Below are 20,381 nucleotides of genomic sequence, written 5' to 3'. Positions count from 1 at the left end.
CACTTATTCAAGCAGTTTTCAGTTTTCAGGTTACCGGTTACAGTTAAACGACAACAAAACCATAAGCTGAGTGCTGTATACTGAAATCAATTACAAATGGATCGTAATCAACTCGTTGGAATTGCCCTGATTTTAGCGCTGCTCGTCGGGTATCAGGTATTGATGCCTAAGCCGGAGCCGAAACCAGCTCAAACACAAACACAACAGGCCAAGGCCTCTTCAAAAACTGCCACCACGCAGAAAACCACCACGCAGACGCTTGATTCTACCGCAGCCCGTTCGCTCTACGGCGATTTTGCCGTTGCTGCCAATGGCGAGGCCCGCGATATCGTGGTTGAAAATAAGGACGTAAAAATTACCTTCTCGACAAAAGGTGGCCGCGTAAAGCAGGTACAGCTCAAAAACTATGAGACGTACACCAAAAAGCCGCTTTTCCTGATCGACGAAAAAACGAGCAATACCTTACTGGAGGTGCAGACCAAAAAGGGTAAAGTCGATTTACACAGCCTTTATTTCCAGACAGCCGCTCAGAATTCGACCGTCAGCGGTCAGCCGCAGCGGATTACTTTCCAGCTGGAGGTTGCGCCCGGCCAGACTGTTGAGCAGTCATACACCATCCCGGCTGAAGGATACACCGTAGAGTATGATCTGAAAATGAATGGCATGGACAACCTCGTCGGTAACGAGAACGTCCGGTTCTTCTGGCAGGATCGTATGCCTCAATTCGAAAATGACCTGAAGGAAAACCGTCAGAAAGCAGTGATCAACTATCTGCTTCAGGACGAAACTTTTGACGGATTACCCGAAGGGCAGGACAGCCACGAAAAAGCGGTTGAAGAGCCGGTGCAGTGGTTTTCGATCAAGCACAAGTATTTCCTCGCCGGTTTTATCGCAAAAAATGCTCCGTTGCAGAATGCGACGTTCAAAACGCTGGTCGATCCGGCGGATAGCTCAGTTGTAAAAACGGCCGTGGCGATTGTGAACCTGCCAATGGGCGACATCAAAACCGGCAAAGGCAACTACCGCTTCTACTATGGCCCGAACGACTATCAGCTGCTGGGCGATGTAGCAACGGAGTTCGACCGGAACGTGTACCTGGGCTATGCCGTCCTGAAACCGCTGAACAAATACTTCTTCGTGCCGGTTTTCAGCATGTTTGAAAAAGTATTCACGAATTACGGCTTACTGATCGTAGCGCTGGTGGTATTCGTAAAACTGCTGCTGACGCCGCTGACGTATAAGTCGTATGTCAGCATGGCGAAAATGCGGGTGCTGCAGCCGGAAATCAACGAAATTAAAGAGCGCGTGGGCGACGATATGACGAAAGTGCAGTCGGAGCAGATGAAACTGTATCAGCAGGTGGGAGTGAGTCCGCTGAGCGGATGTGTGCCGGTACTGGCCACGATGCCGATCCTGATGTCGTTGTTCTTCCTGTTCCCGAACCTGATCGAACTGCGCCAGAAATCGTTCTTGTGGTCAAGCGATTTGTCGACCTATGATGCCTTCCTGAAGTTTCCGGTAACTATTCCGTTCCTGGGCGATCACCTGAGTCTGTTCACGGTGATGATGACCATTTCGTCGATTGTCTATGCGTGGTATAACAACCAGAACACGCCGGCACAGCCCGGCCCGGTCAATATGAAAGCGATGAGCTACATTTTCCCGGTAATGTTCATGTTTGTTCTGAACTCATTCCCGGCCGGTCTGACCTGGTACTACTTTGTCTCGAACGTGGTTACCATTACGCAGCAGCAGGTTATCCGCCGTTTTGTAGATGAAAACAAAATCAAAGCGGTATTAGACGAGAACCGGAAGAAGTTTGCTACCGGAGGCGGGGCTAAGAAATCGAAGTTCCAGGACATGCTGCAACGCACGCTGCAACAGGCTGAAGATGCCCGTAAAGATGCCGAAGAAGCGAAGCGTCGTGCCGAACAGCGTCCGAAGAAGAAATAGTCACTGGATAAAAAGCTAATGATGCTCATACATTATCAGCTGTCATTCGTTTTTATTTGTTATGTAAAGCAACGCTTTCGGGCGTTGCTTTTGTCTGTTTAGTGCGCTAACTACTTTATCCGATGGAACATAGATGTTTTCGGCTTTACCTGCTGGTGATAACCGTATTACTGGCAGGAAACCCGTTACGAAGCTGGAGTCAGATTTCACCCGAGGCCGAACGCCGCTACAAGGCGGCCGTTAAGCTGGTACAACTGGGTGATTATGAACGCGCCAAAGTTGAATTATCCCCCATGACGCAGCGTGTAAACGGGCTGGCGCCGTACGCACACTATTACTATGCTATTGCATCATTCCGGCAACGGAATTACGCCCAGGCACGGGCAATGCTTACCCAGCTCACGGAGCGCTTTCCGGACTGGAAAAAAATGGATGACGCCCATTACCTCTATGCTGCCGCATCTTTAGAAACGGGCCAGTGGGAAGAAGGTATTGCAGCGTTGCAACGGATTACAGATGCCGACCTGAAGCGGGAAGCCGTTAAAATGGAACGGACCTTTCTCCCGAAAATTAAGGACCTGGCGCTGCTGAAAAAACTACAGCGTGATTATCCGGAAGATAAATACCTGGCCTGGACGCTGATTGACCGCATTCAGCAATCCTCAACGGATAAAGCGGATCTGGTACTGTCTGACCAGCTGACCAACCGCTACGGTGATCCGTCGCAGCTGGCTTTCGAAACAGCTCCGCGCGGCACCCGTCCCGTGCAGCAACAGACCACTCCGCCTCCGGTAGTGCAGACCCAGCCGGCAGCCCAGCGTAAACCTGTCATAAACCGGCAGAAAGGCTACTATAATATCGCCGTTTTATTTCCTTTCCGGTTACCGGAAACGGATACTGAGCGGCCGGCCCGCAACACGCAGTTTGTCTACGACCTGTATGGCGGTATGAAACTGGCGAAAGCAAAGCTCCAGGCTGAGGGAATTACCGTAAACCTGTTTGCTTACGATCTCGACAATGACGACGACAAAACGCTGGAGCTGATCAATAATCCGTCCTTCTCGCAGTCGGCCGATATGATTTTCGGACCTATGTACGCCGAACCAAACCGGCTCGTAACGTCCTATGCCATGCAGAGTGAAGTGCCGCTGATTAACCCGATTGCCACAAGCCGTGAGCTGGTCGACGGTCAGCCGATGGCTTATCTGGCTCAGCCGTCGCTGAATCAGCAGGCTGAAAAAGCCATGACCTTTGCGCATTCGCTGGGGCAGGCGCGCCGGGCAGCAGTATATTATGGCACAACTAAAAAAGACTCCACACTGGCGGCTCTGTATCAGGCGGAACTGAAGCGGCGCGGTTATCAGATTCTGGAGTTTAAAAAACTGGCCGGAAACGCGGATGCCATTGCGGCATCCATGAAGATTGGCGGAGTGAGCACATCGGTTGGTCAGCCGGCCATTGGCTCGGCAAACTCGTCGCTGATGCCCGGCCACGTGTTTGTAGCCAGCAGTAACGAAGCCGATGGCCCGCGCATGGTCGACGCCCTGAACAAACGGCGGGTGGCTGCTCCGGTTATCGCAACGTCGTCGGCCTTTGATTTTTACCAGAATGCCGTATCGACGTTCACCAAGCGGGAATTGTACCTGCTCTATCCGGATTTTCTGGATCGGGGCCGGCCGGTGGTCGATGAGTTTGAAAAGGCATACCTGAACATGCAGAACATTATTCCGTCGGTGTATGCCGCTCAGGGGTATGACATGCTGCTGTTCTTCGGGCGGCAGATTGCCCGTAACAGTTTCCCTGTAAAAAACTCATCCGGAGCACAGGCCGATGATTACCTGTTGTCGGGCTTCGATTACGCAAAAGGAAACGAAAACCAGGTGGTGCCCATTGTTAAATTTGAAGACGGGCGGTTTACGAAAATTAACTAATTAAATGAAGAGTATGTACTGTGTAATGAACAATGTGTAATGTATACTGAGGACTTACGCTCGTCGTATAGGTTGGCTTCAGCACACATTATCCATTGCTCATTATCCATTATTCATTAGAAAAGTAGTTATGACAACGAGCGAACAACTTTTTGAGAAAGCGAAAACCTTGATACCAGGCGGCGTAAACTCACCGGTACGGGCGTTTCGGGCAGTAGGCGGATCGCCGGTATTTATTAAGTCGGCAAAAGGACCGTTTTTATACGACGAAGACGGCAAACGATATATTGAATTAATCAACTCATGGGGTCCGATGGTGCTGGGGCACGCATTCGAACCCGTAGAGGAGGCCGTACGCGAGGCCATTCAGCATTCCTTTTCATTTGGTGCACCGACCCGAAAGGAAGTCGAAATGGCCGAGCTGATTGTGAGCATAGTCCCTTCAGTGGAAAAAGTGCGGATGGTAAACTCAGGTACGGAGGCAACGATGGCCGCTATCCGGCTGGCGCGTGGTTTTACCGGACGGGATAAAATTATCAAGTTTGAAGGCTGCTATCACGGCCACGGTGATTCGTTTCTGATCGCGGCCGGTAGCGGTGCCCTGACGATGGGCACGCCGGACAGCCCGGGGGTTACGAAGGCTACGGCCCTGGATACACTCACCGCCCCGTATAACGACCTGCAGGCCGTTGAAACGCTGGTAAACAATAACCCGAACCAGATTGCCGCCCTGATTCTGGAGCCGGTGGTCGGGAATATGGGGTGTGTGTTGCCGGAACCAGGCTTCCTGGAAGGGTTACGGGATCTGTGTACGCGTCACGGTATTCTGCTGATTTTTGACGAGGTAATGACTGGCTTCCGGCTCGCCAAAGGCGGCGCTCAGGAACGCTTCGGCGTAACGCCGGACCTGACAACGATGGGGAAAATCATCGGCGGCGGTATGCCGGTGGGTGCTTATGGCGGTCGGGCCGATATCATGAATTTTGTTTCTCCGGCGGGACCGGTTTATCAGGCCGGCACACTGTCGGGTAACCCGATTGCCATGTCGGCAGGTCTGGCCATGCTGCGCCACCTGAACGGGCATCCGGAAGTATATACACGCCTGGAAGAAACCGGTAGCAAACTGGCGGCAGGCTTTAAAAAGGGACTGGATAAGGTGGGGCTACCGTATACCATCAACCAGATCGGGTCGATGTTTACGATGTTCATGACTGATCAGCCGGTAACGGATTTTGCTTCGGCGAAAACCTGCGACCTGCCGTTGTTCGGCCGCTATTTCCAGGCGATGCTGAAGCGTGGGGTCTATCTGGCTCCTTCGCAGTTTGAAAGCCTGTTTATATCGACTGCCCTGACGGATGAACTGATCGATGAGGTGATTTCGGCCAACGAAGACGCCCTGCGGGAAGCCGTTTAAGCATGACGTTTTCGATTGTCATTCCGGTCTATAACCGTCCCGATGAACTGGCCGAGCTACTCGGAAGCCTGACCCGGCAGACATACACTGATTTTGAGGTGATTGTCGTGGAAGACGGATCAACGCGTAAGGCTGACTACGTAGCAGAACAGTATGCCGGTCAGCTTCGGCTGACCTATTATTATAAGGAAAATACCGGCCAGGGGTTTTCGCGGAATTTTGGTTTCGAGCGGGCAAACGGAGATTACTTTGTCGTATTCGATTCCGATGCTATTGTGCCCCCGACATATCTGGAAACGGTGGACCGTCATTTGAAGGCCAGCTGGCTGGATGCTTACGGCGGGCCGGATGCCGCCGATCCGGATTTTACCCCGTTACAACGGGCCATCAGCTACTCGATGACATCCGTATTCACGACCGGCGGAATCCGGGGCAGCAAAAAGAACCTGGGCGGACAGTTTCACCCGCGTAGTTTCAACATGGGCCTCTCGCGGAAAGTGTTTCAGGAAACAGGCGGTTTTGCGAAACGGGACATGGGCGAAGACATGGAGCTCAGTACACGGCTGATGCGGTCGGGCTATGCGGTCGGGCTAATTCCGGATGCGTTTGTCTACCACAAGCGGCGGGGTACGTTCGGGGCTTTTTTTAAACAGGTATTCAGCTTTGGCCGAACCCGGATTCAGCTTAAACGGCGTTACGGCATTCCGGTGAAACTGGTCCATACTTTGCCGGTATGGTTTACCGTCGGGATGTTAAGCTTACCGGTACTAGCCTTAGTCTATTGGCCGTTATTCGGGTTGGGCCTTGCCTTGCTGAGCCTGTTTTTGCTCCTGCTCGGGCTGGATGCCGTCCGCCGCGAAAAGAGTATCTATGTAGGTGGCCTGAGTATGATCGCGGCACTGGTTCAGCTTACGGGCTACGGACTTGGCTTTCTGAAAGAATGGATCCGGCCGGCTTAACTAAATCACACCGGAACGGGTTCGTAGTTGCCCGTTCCGGTGAACATTTCACGATAACCATCAATATGAAAAACGTGTTATCTCAATAAAACACGTAACTATAACTGAGAAACCAGCATGCCTTATGCCTAATCCTGCGAAGCCCCCCGGACGACGCTTGTTAAAGCGGATGAGTACCCGTACCAAATGGATGATTTTATCGCCGGTCAGCCTGTTGTTAATCGGTGCCGGCCTCTGTATTTTCAGTGAAGCATCACAGCTGAAACATACCGGTGCGCCGTTCCGGCAATGGTTCCTGATCGGGACTTACAGCCTGATCATGATCAATGGCGGATTAGCCCTGTTCGGGCAGGCAGTGCGGTTGCGGGTAGCGCTGGATTACCGGCGGTTTGTGCGGCGGCAGTTGAAGAAGGAACTTAAAGACCGCCTTGCGCGGCGTAAGGCAGCGGCGGGGAATAAGGGCGGCGGACAAAACTAGTTTCCCGATCCGGCAGACTATATAACCGTAAAAACCACATAGTGTCATAGTATCTGTAGCGATTACGCTACCCGCTATGCCGCTATGTGGTTTTTTGTATAATCACAAGCCTGACCGGGAGATAAAATCCCTGAGGCCTGATAATTAAGCTGCTTTTTTCTCAGCGAAAGAAGCTTTGATGGCCTCAACGTCAACGTTGCGGATTTCTGGTTTGCGCAACAATTGTTTGATTTTGCTAACTGCGTTATTAGCACGCGCTTTGTTTTTGCGGTCTTTCCGCTTAAGTGCTGAAACTCCCATTGTGTATAGTTATTTTTCGTATCTTCTGAAAATGAACCGCAAAATTACGATTTTTTACGTAGAGACGCAAGATGTTGCGTCTCATTTACGTGGTTTACTTGTCTTATTCGGTGAGGTGGATGCGTTAGACGTCAGCGTAGAGACGCAAAATATTGCGTCTCGTTTGCGTGGTTTACTTATCTTATTCGGTGAGATGGATGCGTTTGACGTCAGCGTAGAGACGCAACATCTTGCGTCTCATTTGCGTGGTTTACTTGTCTTATTCGGGCAGATGGATGCGTTAGATGTCAGCGTAGAGACGCAACATCTTGCGTCTCATTTGCGTGGTTTACTTGTCTTATTCGGGCAGGTGGATACGTTAGATGTCAGCGTAGAGACGCAACATCTTGCGTCTCATTTGCGTGGTTTACTTGTCTTATTCGGGCAGATGGATACGTTTGACGGCGATTGGAGACGCAAAATATTGCGTCTCTACGGATTCAAATGCCTAATTTTGCGGTATGCAAAAACCAGGATTACCCAAAGGAACCCGTGATTTCGGGCCGGAGCAAATGGGCAAACGGCTCTATATATTTGATACCATTCGTCAAACATTCCGTAAGTTCGGTTTTCAGCCGCTTGAAACGCCGGCCATGGAAAACCTGTCCGTGCTGATGGGTAAATATGGTGATGAAGGCGATCAGCTGCTGTTTAAAATTCTGAATTCCGGCGATTATCTGGATAAAGTTACCGACGCTGATATTGCCGCCGGTGCGAAAAAACTGACTACTAAAGTTTCTGAAAAAGGCCTGCGCTATGACCTGACCGTACCGTTTGCACGCTACGTAGTCATGAACCGGCATGCGCTGGCCTTGCCTTTTAAACGGTACCAAATGCAGCCGGTGTGGCGGGCCGACCGGCCGCAGAAAGGCCGCTACCGGGAGTTTTATCAGTGCGATGCCGATGTGGTGGGTACTGACTCACTACTGTGCGAGGCTGAAATTGTGATGATGGTCCACGAAGTATTCCGGAATCTGGGCGTTGCGGATTTTACGCTTAAAATTAATAACCGCAAGATTCTGGCCGGTATTGCCGAGGCCATCGGTGCGCCGGGACAGGAAGGACCGCTGGCCGTTGCTATTGATAAACTTGACAAAATCGGCCGCGAGAAAGTCCTCGACGAACTGCGCGAACGTGGCTTCTCCGAAGAGTCAATTGACCGGCTTGAGCCGATGTTTGCTCCGACCGGTGACTCACTCGAAACACTGAATGAACTGAAAGTATGGCTCGCCGACTCGGCACTGGCGCAAAAAGGCATTGCCGAACTGGAAGAGGTGTGGCAGATTGCCGGAGCACTTGGTCTGTCGGACTCGCGGCTTGAACTGGATGTGACGCTTGCCCGTGGCCTGTCCTATTACACCGGCGCTATTTTTGAAGTGAAAGCCAACAACGTATCAATCGGTAGTATCAGCGGCGGCGGTCGTTACGACAACCTCACGGGTGCGTTCGGGCAACCCGGCTTGTCGGGCGTGGGCATTTCGTTTGGTGTCGACCGGATTTATGACGTGATGGACGAACTACAGCTTTTCCCGGCCACGGCACAACAAAGCACACAGGTGCTGATTGTTTGCTTCGACGCCGAGGGCCGGAGCGTGGCCTACCCATTATTGAGCCAATTGCGGGAAGCAGGCGTAGCGGCTGAGGCCTACCCTGATCTGGCCAAGGTAAAGAAACAGCTCGACTACGCCAACGCCAAACAGATTCCGTATGTGGTGCTGATTGGCTCGGAAGAAATTCAGACCGGCAAACTGACCGTTAAAAACATGATAACCGGTGAGCAACAGAAACTGACGGCGGCTGAAATCACCGCGTTGTTCTAACCGGTTCCCTGCTTGTATTGACGCCCTGATGACTCATCAGGGCTTTTTTATGCCTGATGTAATACAAACGGCACCGGTTCGTACTCTTTGCCATTAACAATCAGGGCGATACGGTGCTCGCCGGTATAGAATCGCCGGGTGGTGATCGGGATGAATTTCTGTCTCCGGACAATGGTTGCCTGTTCATTGGGAGCAAAGAGCCGCTCGCTGATTTTGAATACTTTCCGCGAGAGCTGCCCGTTCTGTAGCCGGTAATAAACGGCGTATTCAAGCCGGACGACCAGTGCTTGTGCCGACGTATTCCGGACCGAAAACGTGAAGGCCAGGCTATCACCAATGCTGACGTCCGCCGTCAGCAACCGGAATTGCTGAGCCTGTATGTCGGTGCTGTTGAGGGCATAGAACGCCAGAATCGATTCGTGTCCTTGTTTCAACAGCGTCCGGCACCCGTGTTTGATCAAGGCATCGGTCTCGCGGCTAAGGCCTTTCCATGCCTGTGCCACAGCCAGTACTGTCTCCGGATGGTCTTTCGAAATGTCGTTCAGGTTATTGGCTACGCTCCGGCGGACGTATTCAGACGGATCGTTTTTCAACGTTTCCAGGATCGGCAGAATAGGGGACGGGTCTTGCTTCAGAGCCGGTACGGCCATGCCCCACGGTAGCCGCGGACGGCTGCCTTCACTGGCCAGCCGCCTTACGTGATGATTCGGGTGATGGGCCCACGCCTGCATTTGTGCCATCATCGGGTCAGTGTACAGGCGCAGAAACGGCCGTACGGCAAACTCACAGCTGATAAACTGCGTCACCCGTTCAATGGCCGGAATAGCTTTGTCGAGGTCTTCGATCCCGTAGGTCTCGATATAATCCGGCAGAAACAGGAAAAGGAAACTGTTTTCGCCCAGCCTGTCCTGCCGGAGCCGGGCGATCAGGGCTGAGATTACGTCAACGGCTTTACCAAAATCAGCAGGCATAAACCGGTGTAGCACACGGGTGGTATGCCGCATCCGGTCTTTTAATTCTTTTTGGGCAAAGGTATCGTCGAAAATAAGATCCGTAAATGCTGCCTTGTCAAAGGAAGGTAGTACCTGCTGCATGACCCGGGCAAATTCCTGATAGAATACGGGCGAGTAAAGGTCTTTCAGTGCGCTCATGGCACAAAGATCGCCAGCTTCAGTGACAGCCCTATGGCAGTAGCGGAAGGAACAGGCTGGTTTCTTGTTTACAGCATCTGATAGATCTGGATATTGTTGCCGCAGGTATCGTTAAAGACCGCGAGTCTGGTCGGTCCCATCATCGTCGGTGGCATGCTGAAGGCTACGCCGGCGGCCAGTAACCGGTCATACTCCTCATCAAGGTTATCCACCTCAAATGCCGTATACGGAATGCCGGCATCAAAAAGGGCTTGCTGAAAGGTTTGGGCGGGCGGGAAGGCTGTTGGTTCAAGCACAAGCTCAACGCCGTCGGGTTCCTCTCTGGCTACGACCGTCAGCCACCGGTGGTCGCCCATCGGGATTTCGGTTTTCTTGATAAAGCCAAGTACTTCGGTATAAAATTGTAGCGCGTTTTCCTGATTATTAACCAGCAGGCTTTTCAGTCGTATTTTCATAATATCGGGCGTTTAAGGACGCAAATACGCGCTGAATTAGTCGGCGGCCTTCTTCAAAATTGCTTTTTTCTGAAAAGCTGACGGGGCCTGACCTGTATGTTTTTTGAACAGAGCCGAGAAAGAGGTTATGCTGGAAAAGCCAAGAATAAAGCAGGTGTCGGTCATGGAATGGCCGGTCAGGAGCAGGCGTTTGGCTTCCCGTATCCGAACCGTTGTCAGGTATTGGTGCGGAGTTGTGCCATAACATAGTCTGAAAAGCCGGATGAAATGAAACGGTGACAGGTGCGCTTCGCGGGCGAGGGTTTCCAGAGGAAGTGCCTCGGCGAACTGGGTATCAATGAGCTGTTTGGCCTTGATCAGCTGGTTGACCAGTGCCTGATTCGGGAAGCACCGTAGCCGCAGGTGCTGGACCTGCTTCTGGTAATATGTCATGATCGGTTCCTACACGGGTACCGGATAAAGATACAGCACAGGCGGGGTAACTACAACCGGTTGTTCCCGACGCGAAAAATGCCTGGAACCAGACTGTCCCGTTCTCCAAAGCCGGAAACGGGACAGTTTACAGGACAGCCTACCTGGTGTATCCGATGCCCATCATATTCTCGCGGGTGGCAGATTCGCGGCCGGTGAAGTCGACCGTCACCGACGATGCATAGTCACCGTCGCCGAATACATCACTCACTTTTAGTTTTGTATTGGTTGGTTTGTATACTGCCGAAACCTCATAGCGGCCTATCGGCAGATCTTTCAGGAAGTTGTCGTAGCGTTTTTTAGCCCGCAGCGTAAGGGTCTGACCGGTTGAGCCATCAATCAGCGGCCCCACGGGCTTAAAGGTAAACTCAATATTTTCGTTGTCATACAAGTCTGTATTCGGGTCACGGAAGAGCTCAACCGTGCCGCCATAATACAAATCCAGGCTCAGATCAGGTACATGACCGGTCAGTTTCCATTGAAAATCGCGGACAGGCTGTTCCTCGGCCGTAAACGAATCCGCGTTTTTCGGGTCAAGGCTGACTTTATAGACATGGCCATTGTATTGTTTCAGGATAAAGCCACGGGCAATCCATTGGCCCAGCTTGTCGATTAACTGAATCTGATAGCTTCCCCCGGAAGATGTTTTTACCTCGGCACCGCGATCCTTAACTACTGTATTTTCGGTGTAAATAGTCGCCTGAGCCAGCGGTTTTCCCTGCGGGTCAGTGACATTGCCGGTTACATACCCTTTTTTTCCGCCGGACGGCGTACCGGGATCAACCGTATTTGAATTGCTTTGACAGGATGTTGTACTGAGCAAACCGAAGAGGCTCAGTGTTAAAAGGCCGGTCAGGCTGCGGAATGATTTTGTTGCGTTCATTGGTATCGTTGTCTGTATGGTAATGTCAGATGACTGACCAAAATTGCGGACAGACGAGCGGTTTTGTAAACGAAATAATCATCAAGTGCAGGGAAGACCGGATTAACTGCCGGTTCGGCTGAATAAATTGTCAGCAGTAACCGGAGGTTCGGGCCTCAGCCGGTCAGTGTTTTTGCTGATGCCCGAACTACCCTCCGGTTTACCAGGTACGGAGAGTGTAGGCGGCGTCCCAGAAATCGTACTCCAGCCTTGAAGCTGTGATGAATGCGCCGGTCATCGCCTCGCGGACAGCGTCGGTCGTTTGGGCCGCCATACGGTCGCAAATAGCAATGGCCTGTTGTACGGCAATCCCGAATTCCTCCCCGCCATAGGTGTCAATCCAGCGTTGATACGGATTATCAGCTATCTGTGGCTGCTGGAGAATGAAGTCGCCAACAGCTTTATAAATCCAGAAACAGGGCAATACCGCTCCCATCGCCACTTCGACGGCTTCCAGAGCAGCCGTACTTTTCAAAAAATGTATGTAATGGTGGCAGGCCGGTTGCAGGGTGCCTTTGTCGGCCACCCCGAAATCAACGAAATACGATTCGTGCAGACTATTCTCAACCAGAATGGCATTTTCGGCAAAACGCATAAAGGTAAGCGCATCGCCGATATGGGTAGCCCGGGCCCCGATCAGGGCGAGGGCACGGCCGAAATGGTCCAGATACCCCGAGTCCTGCATCATATAGAACCGGAATTTCGCCTTATCCAGTGTCCCGTTGGTCAGTTCAGTAATAAACGGCATCGACAGGATGGACTGGTAAATCGGGGTAATTTGCTGCCATGCCTGCTCAGACCACTTCATATTTGATTAGTTTTTGCGGGTTAAAGAAATGGTTCAGCGGCCCGTTGCCGTTGCCCGTGCGCACGTCGGCACCGTTCCGGATAGCCTGGTGCACATAATCCTGACCGAGGGCAACCGCTTCTTGTAATGATTTGCCCTGTGCAATATAGCTGGCAATGGCTGAGGAGAGTGTGCAGCCGGAACCGTGGGTGTTCCGTGTGTCAAATTTCTGGTACTCAAATGACTGGATTTGTCCCGACCCGTCGAAATACAGCGATGTGAGCAATGATGTCGGTAAATGGCCGCCTTTCAGCAACACCGACCGGCAACCCAGTTTCAGAATCTTCTCACCGGCCACATACATATCGTTAAGCGTTTTAATGGGCATTTCGGCCAGAAGAGCGGCTTCGTCCATATTTGGCGTAATCACGCTGGCAATCGGGAACAGCTTGTCGATGAGGGTGGTTATGGTCTGTTCCTCAATCAGCCGGTGCCCGCTGGTGGCTACCATAACGGGGTCAAACACAATCGGTACGGCGGCGTATTGCCCGAGCGTCCCGACAATGGTTTCGACCAGTTCACTGGTATGCACCATCCCGATTTTGATAGCATCGGGAAAAATATCATCCAGAATGCAGCTGATCTGCGCACGGACGGCCTCCACCGGAATCGGGTAGATCGCCTTGACGCCGGTTGTATTTTGCACGGGAAGGGCGGTCAGGACCGAGGTGGCGTAGCAGCCAAGGGCCGAAATGGCTTTCATATCGGCCTGAATACCGGCCCCGCCGCTGCCGTCGAAACCGGCAATGGTGAGCACCGAAGGATAACGAAACCGGGTCATAATGCTTTCAGAATTGCGTTTTTGAGTGCATATGCGGCATGCTGCGGGCTGCCGGCCGTACAAATGGCGGAGACGACGGCAATGCTGTTGGCGCCGGCCTGAATGACTGACGCAGCATTTTGGGCGTTCATGTTGCCGATAGCGATCAGCGGCTTATCGGTCAGGGACCGTATTCGGGCAATGCCGTCGAGTCCCCATTCAGTAACCGTATCCGTTTTGGTTACGGTACTGAATACGGGACTAATCCCCAGGCAATCGGCCGTAGCCGTTTCGGCGGTATTGAGCTGGCTGATGTATTCAACGGAATAACCGATGTGCCGGCAATTGGGCCATTGTCTGCGGACTTCTGACGGCGGTATATCGTTATTGCCGACATGAACACCAAACGCTCCCACGGCTTTTGCTACGCTCAGGTTGTCGTTGATGATCAGCGGGACACCATAGCGGTCGGTAATTTCTTTCAGCAACACGGCCTGACGCAGAAAGGCAGTATCGTCCAGTGTTTTTTCCCGTAACTGAATAATGTCAACGCCCCCTAAAATAGCCTCTTCAGCTACAGCCAATAAGGATCGTCCGCCGCAATGCTGCGCCGAAATAACCAGATAAAGCAAATACGGAAACGCGGGGTGATTAGCCATGCAGGCTGATGGTTAGCTGTTGTTTAAAACCGGCCTCTGACAGGGAATGAAGCTGGTCGAGCAGCTGCACCTGTAGACTTCCCGGGCCGGCAGCGGTTTGGGAAGCGAGCTCGCCGGCCAGGCTGAACAGCGCCATCGCCGCCGCCACGGCCTCGGTTTTGTCAGGAATGACGGCAATAAATGCCCCGATGACAGCAGTAGCCGAGCAACCCAGTCCTGTAACCTTTGTCATGAGCGGATGACCGTTTTTAAGGAAAATGGTTTGCCCTGACCCGACTACAATGTCAGTAGCGCCCGAAATGCAGACAACAGCCCCGTACGTTTCCTGAAGAAAACGGGCGGCATCAATGGCTTCGTTGCTTTCGGCTGTGCTGTCAACGCCTTTGGTGACAGTCTGATTGGCTTTGGCCAGCGCCATGATTTCGGAGGCATTGCCACGGATAACGGTCGGGTGAAGGGCCAGTAACTCAGACAGCACCTCATCGCGGAACGGCGTGGCTCCGGCTCCAACAGGGTCCAGAACCCATGGCTTGCCAAGCGCATTGGCTTGTCCGGCGGCCATTTTCATGGATTTAACAAAATACTCGTCCAGTGTGCCGATGTTGATGACTACCGCCTGACAGATGGAGACCATATCCTTGACTTCCGGATGGGCATGGGCCATGATGGGGGAGGCACCGACGGCCAGCAGGGCATTGGCGGTGTTGTTCATCACCACAAAATTGGTGATATTATGGACGAGCGGCGATTGGTCGCGGACGGATTGGATGTGATCCCAGAGCTTGTTTACCATAACAGTGATTAAAACATGAAATGGCTATAGACGCTCTTCAGGAATGAAGATCAAGGCGGAATACGGCACCGGTCGGTGTTACGTACCTGCTTTTCCCTACGCCGGTATCAACCGGATCAGGTTCAAAGGGACTCTCTCAATTCTTTACAGAATACCCCTAAAGCCGGTACGAAGGTACAAAAAAATGCAAATCCTCAGCCTGTGATGGATTAATTCGACAGGATTACAGGATAGACAGAATGTGGGTTTTTATAAACAAAAGGTGCAGCATACAAATCCCGTCAATCCCGTAATCCTGTCGAAATCTACTCCTGATCGCCTTTTTTATCCAGCATAATCAGTTGATCAGCAACGATTTCGGTGACGTAGCGGGTATTGCCTTCCTTATCATCGTACTGACGGGATTTAATTTTGCCTTCGAGATAGACCAGGCTACCTTTTTGCAGATACTTCCCCGAAACCTCTGCCAGGTTCCGCCACACAACAATCGAATGCCAGGTGGTTTCGGCATGGGTTTGCCCGTTTTTGTCTTTGTAGCTTTCCGTGGTGGCCAGTGAAAATTTAGCGACAGCCGTATTGTTGTCGATGTGTTGCAGAACAGGGTCTTTGCCCAGATGGCCGATCAGCGAGACTTTGTTTAATCCTCTCATGGTGGTTGATGTATGATTGACGTTTCAACTGAGACGGAGGGGTATAAAAAAAGTCTCGCCGGTAAAAGCGAGACTTCACAAACAAAGTGAACTATTTTAAAAAGAGAGGCTTACAGGCCGGTTGCAAAGGTTACTTGTTGTACTGCGGAAAGGATCGTCGGATTGCCGAGGCGGGCTACTTCACCGATAACAATGATGGCCGGATTACCGACACCGGTTTCGGCAACCAGATCGACCATGGTATCGACCTGGCCAATCACGGTCTGCTGCTCCGGTAACGTTCCGTTCTGAACGATGGCGACCGGCGTATCGGTTTTGCCGAGGGCCGCAAAGACGTCCATGATCTCCGGCAGTTTGTGCATTCCCATCAGAATAACCACCGTCGCCGTGGATTGGGCCGCCAGCTGCAGGTCCTGCGAAAACTTACCGTCTTTGGTGGTGCCTGTAACTACCCAGAAGCTTTCGGACAGGCCGCGGGTCGTGAGCGGAATACCGGCGCTCGCCGGCACCGCATAGCTGCTCGACAGCCCGGGTACCACATCGACCTCAATGCCATGTTCACGGGCGAAGTCAAGTTCTTCGTATCCACGACCAAACACGAACGAGTCGCCGCCTTTCAGCCGGACAACGTGCCCGTATTGCCGGCAGTAATGGACAATCAGCGGATTGATTTCTTCCTGTACGCAGGAATAGGCACCCCGACGTTTCCCGACATAAACCTTCAGCGCATCCGGACGGCAATAATCCAGTAAATCAGGATGGACAAGGGCATCATACATCACCACATCGGCCTGTCTGAGTGCCTTAATGCCTTTCAATGTTATCAGCTCCGGATCGCCCGGGCCCGCACCAACGAGGGTTAGCTTCATAAAAAGAGTTAGTGATTGAGCGGATGAGTGATTGAGTGATTTTTCGCTCAATCACTCAATCACCAATTCACTCAATAAATTAGCTGTCTTGTGCCTGAACCAGTTCCTGGAGGGCGGGGGAGCCTTCGAGCATGATCTGGTGATCACGATACGCGTTGACAGCGGTTAGGAATTGACCGGCCTGCTGAATCAGTTGTTGCGCAAATGCTTCAGACGGTTCATTTTTATTAATGCTGAACGCCAGTGCTTTAAACTCACCTTCGGCCGTATGGAAGCCTGCTTCACCGATAAAGTGCTTGTCGAAATCACTCACGATGCCGTGCTGGGTGTTGGTGGCTACATCCTTCGTCATCAACGCCGCTTTCGCACCGGTGATCAGGGTGTTGTAGGCATGGTAGATGGCATCGGAGAAACGACCTTCTTCCAGGGCTTCGCTGGCCCACTGTAATTTTTCCGTCGCTTCAATCAGTGTTGTCGCGACCAGGTCAATCATAACACCCGCACACTCGCCGACACCAACTTCCGTCACAAACGGCTCGGTATGATCCCAGTCGATATAGTCCTGCTCGGTGACTGTTTTCAGGTCAGCCAGTGGCTTCAACAGCTGGTAGAAGTAATTTTTACCCTGACGGGCATAGTAATCACTGTAATATTCGCCGTCGAATGCGTTGGTATCGTAATCCTGAAACAGGGACCGCAATACAGCCGGGCCACGTTTGGTCGGTACTTTAATCACCTTATCACCAATCAGCCCTTCGTTTTTGCTGTTGAAGCCGCCGCCCAGCAGCACCTGTAAAGCCGGCAGTACATACGCGCCGTTTTTCAGCGATGATCCGTGGAAACCGATGTTGGCCGCTGAGTGCTGACCGCAACCGTTCATACAGCCGCTGATCTTGATTTTAATATCGTTGTTGTAAATCAGGTCCTTAAACTCAACCTTCATCATGTCTTCCAGCGCACGGGTAATACCGTAGCTGCTCGAAATGGCGAGGTTACAGGTATCCGTGCCCGGGCAGGTGGTAATGTCGGCCGTTGAGTCGAAGCCTGGTTCGGCGAGGCCCAGCGCATGCAGCTCGTCGTAAATCGCCTGTAGGTTTTCAGGACTTACGAAGCGCAGGAGATAGCCCTGGTTAACCGTCACACGGATGTCATCGGCTGCGTATTTTTTGACGATACCCGCCAGCGCACGCGCCGTGTTCGACGACATATCGCCCAGCAGCACCCGCAGCTGAACGGCATACCAGCCTTTTTGCTTTTGCTCAAACACGTTACTCTTAAACCACTCCAGGAACTGCACATCCGTAGACTCAGGCTGGTAACCTGAGACTTCCGGACGTTCGGCAAACAGTGGTAAATCAAAAGCTGTTGTATCAACCGGGAAGACCTTTGCGTTCAGCGCCGGCTGCTCTTCGGCTACTTTCGCAAGGAAACCTTCCAGACCTAAATCGTTCAGCAGGTATTTCATCCGGGCCTTATGCCGCTTGGTACGTTCGCCGTAGCGGTCAAATACGCGGATTACGGCTTCGGTGAACGGAATAATCTGATCCGCTTCCAGAAACTCAAACGCCGTTTGCGCCATGTAGGGCTGAGCACCCAGACCACCGCCAACGACAACCTTAAAGCCTCGTTTGCCGTCCTGTATGCGCGGAATCAACCCCACGTCGTGGATATAGGCATAGGCAGAGTCTTTTTCCGACGATGAAACGGCAATCTTGAATTTACGACCCATTTCCTGACAAATGGCGTTGCGCAGGAAGTACTCGAAAATAGCCTGAGCGTATGGGGTAATATCAAATGGCTCCAATGGATCTACACCGGCACGGGCCGAACCCGTAACGTTCCGGACGGTATTGCCGCATGCTTCCTTCAACGTAATATCCGCGTCTTCCAGATCAGCCCACAACTGTGGGGAGTCGGCCAGTTTTACGAAGTGGAGCTGGATATCCTGACGGGTTGTGGCGTGCAGATTACCGGTTGCATACTTGTCGGATGCTTCGGCAATCCGGATCAGCTGATCGGCGGTAATCCGGCCATGTGGCAATTTGATACGGATCATCTGTACGCCCGGCTGACGCTGGCCATACACGCCCCGTGCCAGACGAAACTTACGGAACTGCTCATCGGTAAGTTCTCCATTGGTAAAGACACTGATCTTCTTCTGAAGGTCCAGAATGTCGCGTTGAGCTTTCGGGCTTACGTTATCGGAAAATCGTACAGACATAAGGTATGTAGTCTATAGAGTTTATATTCTAGTTCTTAAAAACAAAGGCCGGAATGACTCCGGCGCTTTAGGGTAACATTGTAATGGCAAATATAGTACGTCAGGGCCAAGCCGGAAAGAAACAGACCGGCACATTTCGTTATAGGTCATAACCACAGGTTATACCGTTGTTATGACCTATAACGGATAATCACGCGTTTGGTTTTATCTATGTACGGGCGACCCCACGTGGTCGCCCAAATCTCAACCCAAGCGACCACGTGATTTGTGTTTATACAGGCGACCCCATATGATTTGTATTTATACGGGCGACCGTGCAATTTGGCTGTGTATTCGGGCGACCGTGCAATGCAATTTGGCTATGTATGTATGATTCGGGCGACCACGTGGGGTCGCCCCTACGTTAGCATTAATGCGCCGACGGTAACGTTTGAGGTTTCGTCGATCAGGATGGCGCCGCCGTTAACGCGGTTTTTGGTGTACGGATCGAAACTGATCGGCTGTGATGTTTTCAGCACTACCCGGGCAATGTCGTTCAGTTTAATGCTTTCGACGCCTTCCGTTTCTTCGTATGTATTGACATTCAGCTGATAGGCAATGTCACGGACTACGCAGCGCGCACGGAAAGTGCCATGTTGCAGGGTGTATTTGCTGCCAACTTTCAGCTCCTTGGTATCCATCCAGCAGAGCATAGCCTCAATATTCTGCGTAACAACCGGTTGGCTGTCTGACTTCACAATCAGGTTGCCACGGCTGATGTCAATGTCATCGGCCAGGTGCAGGATCACCGACATCGGGGCGAAGGCTTCGTCTTTCACCTCTTCGAAAAACTCAATGGCTTCAACGGTCGATGTTTCGCCGGAAGGCAGCACGGTTACCGCATCACCTTTCCGGAAAATACCACTGGTGATTTTACCGGCATAGCCGCGGTAATCGTGCAGGTCAGGTGTCTGCGGGCGGATGACGTACTGCACCGGGAACCGGGCATCGGTCAGGTTTACGTCGTGGTCCAGTTCAACCGTTTCAAGGTAGTTGAGCAGCGTCGGGCCTTCATACCATGACATGTTCTGCGACGGATCAACCACGTTGTCGCCGTTCAGCGCACTCATCGGGATAAACGTAACCTGCTTCGCATCCAGCTTTTTCGCCAGTTCGGCATACTGAATGCAGATGTTCGAGAACACGTCTTCCGAGTAGTCAACGAGGTCCATTTTGTTCACCGCTACCACCAGGTGCGGAATGCCCAGCATGGAGGCAATCAGCGAGTGGCGGCGGGTCTGCTCCACAACACCGTTACGGGCATCAACCAGCACAATGGCGAGCTGGCAGTTCGAGGCGCCGGTCACCATGTTCCGGGTGTACTGGATATGGCCGGGGGCATCGACAATGATAAATTTCCGGACCGGCGTCTGAAAATACCGGTAGGCCACGTCGATGGTAATGCCTTGCTCGCGCTCCGAGCGCAGACCGTCGGTCAGCAGGGCCAGGTCAATTTCACCGTCGTTTTTGTTTTTGCTGGCCCGCTCCACGGCTTCGAGCTGATCGGCCAGAATTGATTTTGAATCGTATAGCAAACGGCCGATGAGGGTACTTTTCCCGTCATCCACAGAGCCGCAGGTGATAAATCGTAGTAAGTCCATGCGAGTTAAAAATTGAGTGAATGAGCGGTTGAGTGATTGAGTGAAAAAA

General features: G+C 52.1%; 20 protein-coding genes and 1 riboswitch. Of the genes, 7 read left to right on the top strand and 13 right to left on the bottom strand.

The genetic code is table 11. The features are described from left to right. The first annotated feature begins 96 nt into the window (after positions 1-96). The 5 genes from yidC to AC23NW_RS13730 all read left to right on the top strand — a co-directional run bounded on the left by yidC (position 97) and on the right by AC23NW_RS13730 (position 6,735). On the top strand, positions 97-1,953 hold the full coding sequence (yidC, locus tag AC23NW_RS13750) for a membrane protein insertase YidC (protein ID WP_487450200.1): 1,857 nt from the start codon (positions 97-99) through the stop codon (positions 1,951-1,953). A gap of 122 nt (positions 1,954-2,075) precedes the next feature. Further along, on the top strand, positions 2,076-3,884 hold the full coding sequence (locus AC23NW_RS13745) for a tetratricopeptide repeat protein (RefSeq protein ID WP_487450198.1): 1,809 nt from the start codon (positions 2,076-2,078) through the stop codon (positions 3,882-3,884). A 130-nt stretch (positions 3,885-4,014) separates the two neighbouring features. Further along, positions 4,015-5,298: a glutamate-1-semialdehyde 2,1-aminomutase gene (gene hemL, locus AC23NW_RS13740; protein ID WP_487450197.1), complete on the top strand. Its 1,284-nt coding sequence runs from the start codon at positions 4,015-4,017 to the stop codon at positions 5,296-5,298. A 2-nt stretch (positions 5,299-5,300) separates the two neighbouring features. Beyond that, positions 5,301-6,257 (top strand): glycosyltransferase family 2 protein, encoded by a 957-nt coding sequence (locus AC23NW_RS13735; RefSeq protein ID WP_487450196.1) that lies wholly within the window; start codon positions 5,301-5,303, stop codon positions 6,255-6,257. Positions 6,258-6,381: 124 nt separating this feature from the next. Then, the gene (locus tag AC23NW_RS13730; RefSeq protein ID WP_293843186.1) at positions 6,382-6,735 is read left to right on the top strand and encodes a hypothetical protein; all 354 of its coding nucleotides are present in this window, start codon (positions 6,382-6,384) and stop codon (positions 6,733-6,735) included. 144 nt (positions 6,736-6,879) lie between these two features. Here AC23NW_RS13730 and AC23NW_RS13725 read toward each other — a convergent pair whose 3' ends face one another. Continuing rightward, a complete protein-coding gene (locus AC23NW_RS13725) occupies positions 6,880-7,035 on the bottom strand; it encodes a hypothetical protein (protein ID WP_177225794.1) in 156 nt (51 codons plus the stop codon). A 31-nt stretch (positions 7,036-7,066) separates the two neighbouring features. Between AC23NW_RS13725 and AC23NW_RS13720 the strand changes: the two genes are divergently transcribed. Then, on the top strand, positions 7,067-7,570 hold the full coding sequence (locus AC23NW_RS13720; RefSeq protein WP_487450195.1) for a hypothetical protein: 504 nt from the start codon (positions 7,067-7,069) through the stop codon (positions 7,568-7,570). Continuing rightward, a complete protein-coding gene (gene hisS, locus AC23NW_RS13715) occupies positions 7,536-8,894 on the top strand; it encodes a histidine--tRNA ligase (protein WP_487450193.1) in 1,359 nt (452 codons plus the stop codon). The genes AC23NW_RS13720 and hisS overlap by 35 nt, the downstream gene beginning before the upstream one ends. 47 nt (positions 8,895-8,941) lie before the next feature. Here hisS and AC23NW_RS13710 read toward each other — a convergent pair whose 3' ends face one another. From AC23NW_RS13710 to cysN, 12 genes are all read right to left on the bottom strand, one after another. Beyond that, positions 8,942-10,045, bottom strand: a complete 1,104-nt coding sequence (locus AC23NW_RS13710; protein ID WP_487450191.1) for a DNA alkylation repair protein — start codon at positions 10,043-10,045, stop codon at positions 8,942-8,944. Between the two features lie 68 nt (positions 10,046-10,113). Further along, entirely contained in the window at positions 10,114-10,500 is a 387-nt protein-coding gene (locus tag AC23NW_RS13705) for a VOC family protein (RefSeq protein WP_487450189.1), read from the bottom strand. 36 nt (positions 10,501-10,536) lie between these two features. Continuing rightward, entirely contained in the window at positions 10,537-10,932 is a 396-nt protein-coding gene (locus AC23NW_RS13700) for a helix-turn-helix domain-containing protein (protein WP_487450187.1), read from the bottom strand. 139 nt (positions 10,933-11,071) lie between these two features. Continuing rightward, on the bottom strand, positions 11,072-11,854 hold the full coding sequence (locus tag AC23NW_RS13695; RefSeq protein WP_487450185.1) for a carboxypeptidase-like regulatory domain-containing protein: 783 nt from the start codon (positions 11,852-11,854) through the stop codon (positions 11,072-11,074). 199 nt (positions 11,855-12,053) lie between these two features. Then, positions 12,054-12,701 carry a thiaminase II gene (tenA, locus tag AC23NW_RS13690; RefSeq protein WP_487450183.1) on the bottom strand — a complete coding sequence of 216 codons (648 nt, stop codon included), beginning with the start codon at positions 12,699-12,701 and terminating at the stop codon, positions 12,054-12,056. Next, the gene (thiD, locus tag AC23NW_RS13685) at positions 12,688-13,521 is read right to left on the bottom strand and encodes a bifunctional hydroxymethylpyrimidine kinase/phosphomethylpyrimidine kinase (RefSeq protein ID WP_487450181.1); all 834 of its coding nucleotides are present in this window, start codon (positions 13,519-13,521) and stop codon (positions 12,688-12,690) included. The genes tenA and thiD overlap by 14 nt, the downstream gene beginning before the upstream one ends. Beyond that, positions 13,518-14,159 carry a thiamine phosphate synthase gene (gene thiE, locus AC23NW_RS13680; protein WP_487450180.1) on the bottom strand — a complete coding sequence of 214 codons (642 nt, stop codon included), beginning with the start codon at positions 14,157-14,159 and terminating at the stop codon, positions 13,518-13,520. Before thiE ends, thiD begins: the two co-directional genes overlap by 4 nt. Continuing rightward, positions 14,152-14,952, bottom strand: a complete 801-nt coding sequence (gene thiM / locus AC23NW_RS13675; RefSeq protein ID WP_487450178.1) for a hydroxyethylthiazole kinase — start codon at positions 14,950-14,952, stop codon at positions 14,152-14,154. The genes thiE and thiM overlap by 8 nt, the downstream gene beginning before the upstream one ends. Positions 14,953-15,028: 76 nt before the next feature. Then, a riboswitch (TPP riboswitch) is annotated at positions 15,029-15,121 on the bottom strand. Between the two features lie 136 nt (positions 15,122-15,257). Then, positions 15,258-15,602, bottom strand: coding sequence for a single-stranded DNA-binding protein (locus AC23NW_RS13670; RefSeq protein ID WP_487450176.1), 345 nt, complete (start codon positions 15,600-15,602; stop codon positions 15,258-15,260). A 110-nt stretch (positions 15,603-15,712) separates the two neighbouring features. After that, positions 15,713-16,471, bottom strand: coding sequence for a uroporphyrinogen-III C-methyltransferase (cobA, locus tag AC23NW_RS13665; protein WP_487450174.1), 759 nt, complete (start codon positions 16,469-16,471; stop codon positions 15,713-15,715). 79 nt (positions 16,472-16,550) lie between these two features. After that, positions 16,551-18,692 carry a nitrite reductase gene (locus tag AC23NW_RS13660; RefSeq protein ID WP_487450172.1) on the bottom strand — a complete coding sequence of 714 codons (2,142 nt, stop codon included), beginning with the start codon at positions 18,690-18,692 and terminating at the stop codon, positions 16,551-16,553. 398 nt (positions 18,693-19,090) lie between these two features. Beyond that, a complete protein-coding gene (gene cysN / locus AC23NW_RS13655; RefSeq protein WP_487450170.1) occupies positions 19,091-20,332 on the bottom strand; it encodes a sulfate adenylyltransferase subunit CysN in 1,242 nt (413 codons plus the stop codon). Positions 20,333-20,381: the final 49 nt, after the last annotated feature.

Source organism: Arsenicibacter sp. R0_47, assembly GCF_057652235.1.
Note: the sequence above shows the minus strand (reverse complement) of the source record. Positions and strands in the feature narration are given on the sequence as shown.

What these genes read in the sequence shown, in the direction of transcription:
- thiM (WP_487450178.1), bottom strand. Translation starts at nt 14,952, where the DNA reads ATGGTAAACAAGCTCTGGGATCACATCCAATCCGTCCGCGACCAATCG.
- thiD (WP_487450181.1), bottom strand. Translation starts at nt 13,521, where the DNA reads ATGACCCGGTTTCGTTATCCTTCGGTGCTCACCATTGCCGGTTTCGAC.
- AC23NW_RS13700 (WP_487450187.1), bottom strand. Translation starts at nt 10,932, where the DNA reads ATGACATATTACCAGAAGCAGGTCCAGCACCTGCGGCTACGGTGCTTC.
- AC23NW_RS13735 (WP_487450196.1), top strand. Translation starts at nt 5,301, where the DNA reads ATGACGTTTTCGATTGTCATTCCGGTCTATAACCGTCCCGATGAACTG.
- AC23NW_RS13660 (WP_487450172.1), bottom strand. Translation starts at nt 18,692, where the DNA reads ATGTCTGTACGATTTTCCGATAACGTAAGCCCGAAAGCTCAACGCGAC.
- yidC (WP_487450200.1), top strand. Translation starts at nt 97, where the DNA reads ATGGATCGTAATCAACTCGTTGGAATTGCCCTGATTTTAGCGCTGCTC.
- AC23NW_RS13720 (WP_487450195.1), top strand. Translation starts at nt 7,067, where the DNA reads ATGAACCGCAAAATTACGATTTTTTACGTAGAGACGCAAGATGTTGCG.
- AC23NW_RS13745 (WP_487450198.1), top strand. Translation starts at nt 2,076, where the DNA reads ATGGAACATAGATGTTTTCGGCTTTACCTGCTGGTGATAACCGTATTA.
- cysN (WP_487450170.1), bottom strand. Translation starts at nt 20,332, where the DNA reads ATGGACTTACTACGATTTATCACCTGCGGCTCTGTGGATGACGGGAAA.
- AC23NW_RS13725 (WP_177225794.1), bottom strand. Translation starts at nt 7,035, where the DNA reads ATGGGAGTTTCAGCACTTAAGCGGAAAGACCGCAAAAACAAAGCGCGT.
- tenA (WP_487450183.1), bottom strand. Translation starts at nt 12,701, where the DNA reads ATGAAGTGGTCTGAGCAGGCATGGCAGCAAATTACCCCGATTTACCAG.
- AC23NW_RS13705 (WP_487450189.1), bottom strand. Translation starts at nt 10,500, where the DNA reads ATGAAAATACGACTGAAAAGCCTGCTGGTTAATAATCAGGAAAACGCG.
- cobA (WP_487450174.1), bottom strand. Translation starts at nt 16,471, where the DNA reads ATGAAGCTAACCCTCGTTGGTGCGGGCCCGGGCGATCCGGAGCTGATA.
- AC23NW_RS13710 (WP_487450191.1), bottom strand. Translation starts at nt 10,045, where the DNA reads ATGAGCGCACTGAAAGACCTTTACTCGCCCGTATTCTATCAGGAATTT.
- AC23NW_RS13695 (WP_487450185.1), bottom strand. Translation starts at nt 11,854, where the DNA reads ATGAACGCAACAAAATCATTCCGCAGCCTGACCGGCCTTTTAACACTG.
- thiE (WP_487450180.1), bottom strand. Translation starts at nt 14,159, where the DNA reads ATGGCTAATCACCCCGCGTTTCCGTATTTGCTTTATCTGGTTATTTCG.
- hemL (WP_487450197.1), top strand. Translation starts at nt 4,015, where the DNA reads ATGACAACGAGCGAACAACTTTTTGAGAAAGCGAAAACCTTGATACCA.
- AC23NW_RS13730 (WP_293843186.1), top strand. Translation starts at nt 6,382, where the DNA reads ATGCCTAATCCTGCGAAGCCCCCCGGACGACGCTTGTTAAAGCGGATG.
- hisS (WP_487450193.1), top strand. Translation starts at nt 7,536, where the DNA reads ATGCAAAAACCAGGATTACCCAAAGGAACCCGTGATTTCGGGCCGGAG.
- AC23NW_RS13670 (WP_487450176.1), bottom strand. Translation starts at nt 15,602, where the DNA reads ATGAGAGGATTAAACAAAGTCTCGCTGATCGGCCATCTGGGCAAAGAC.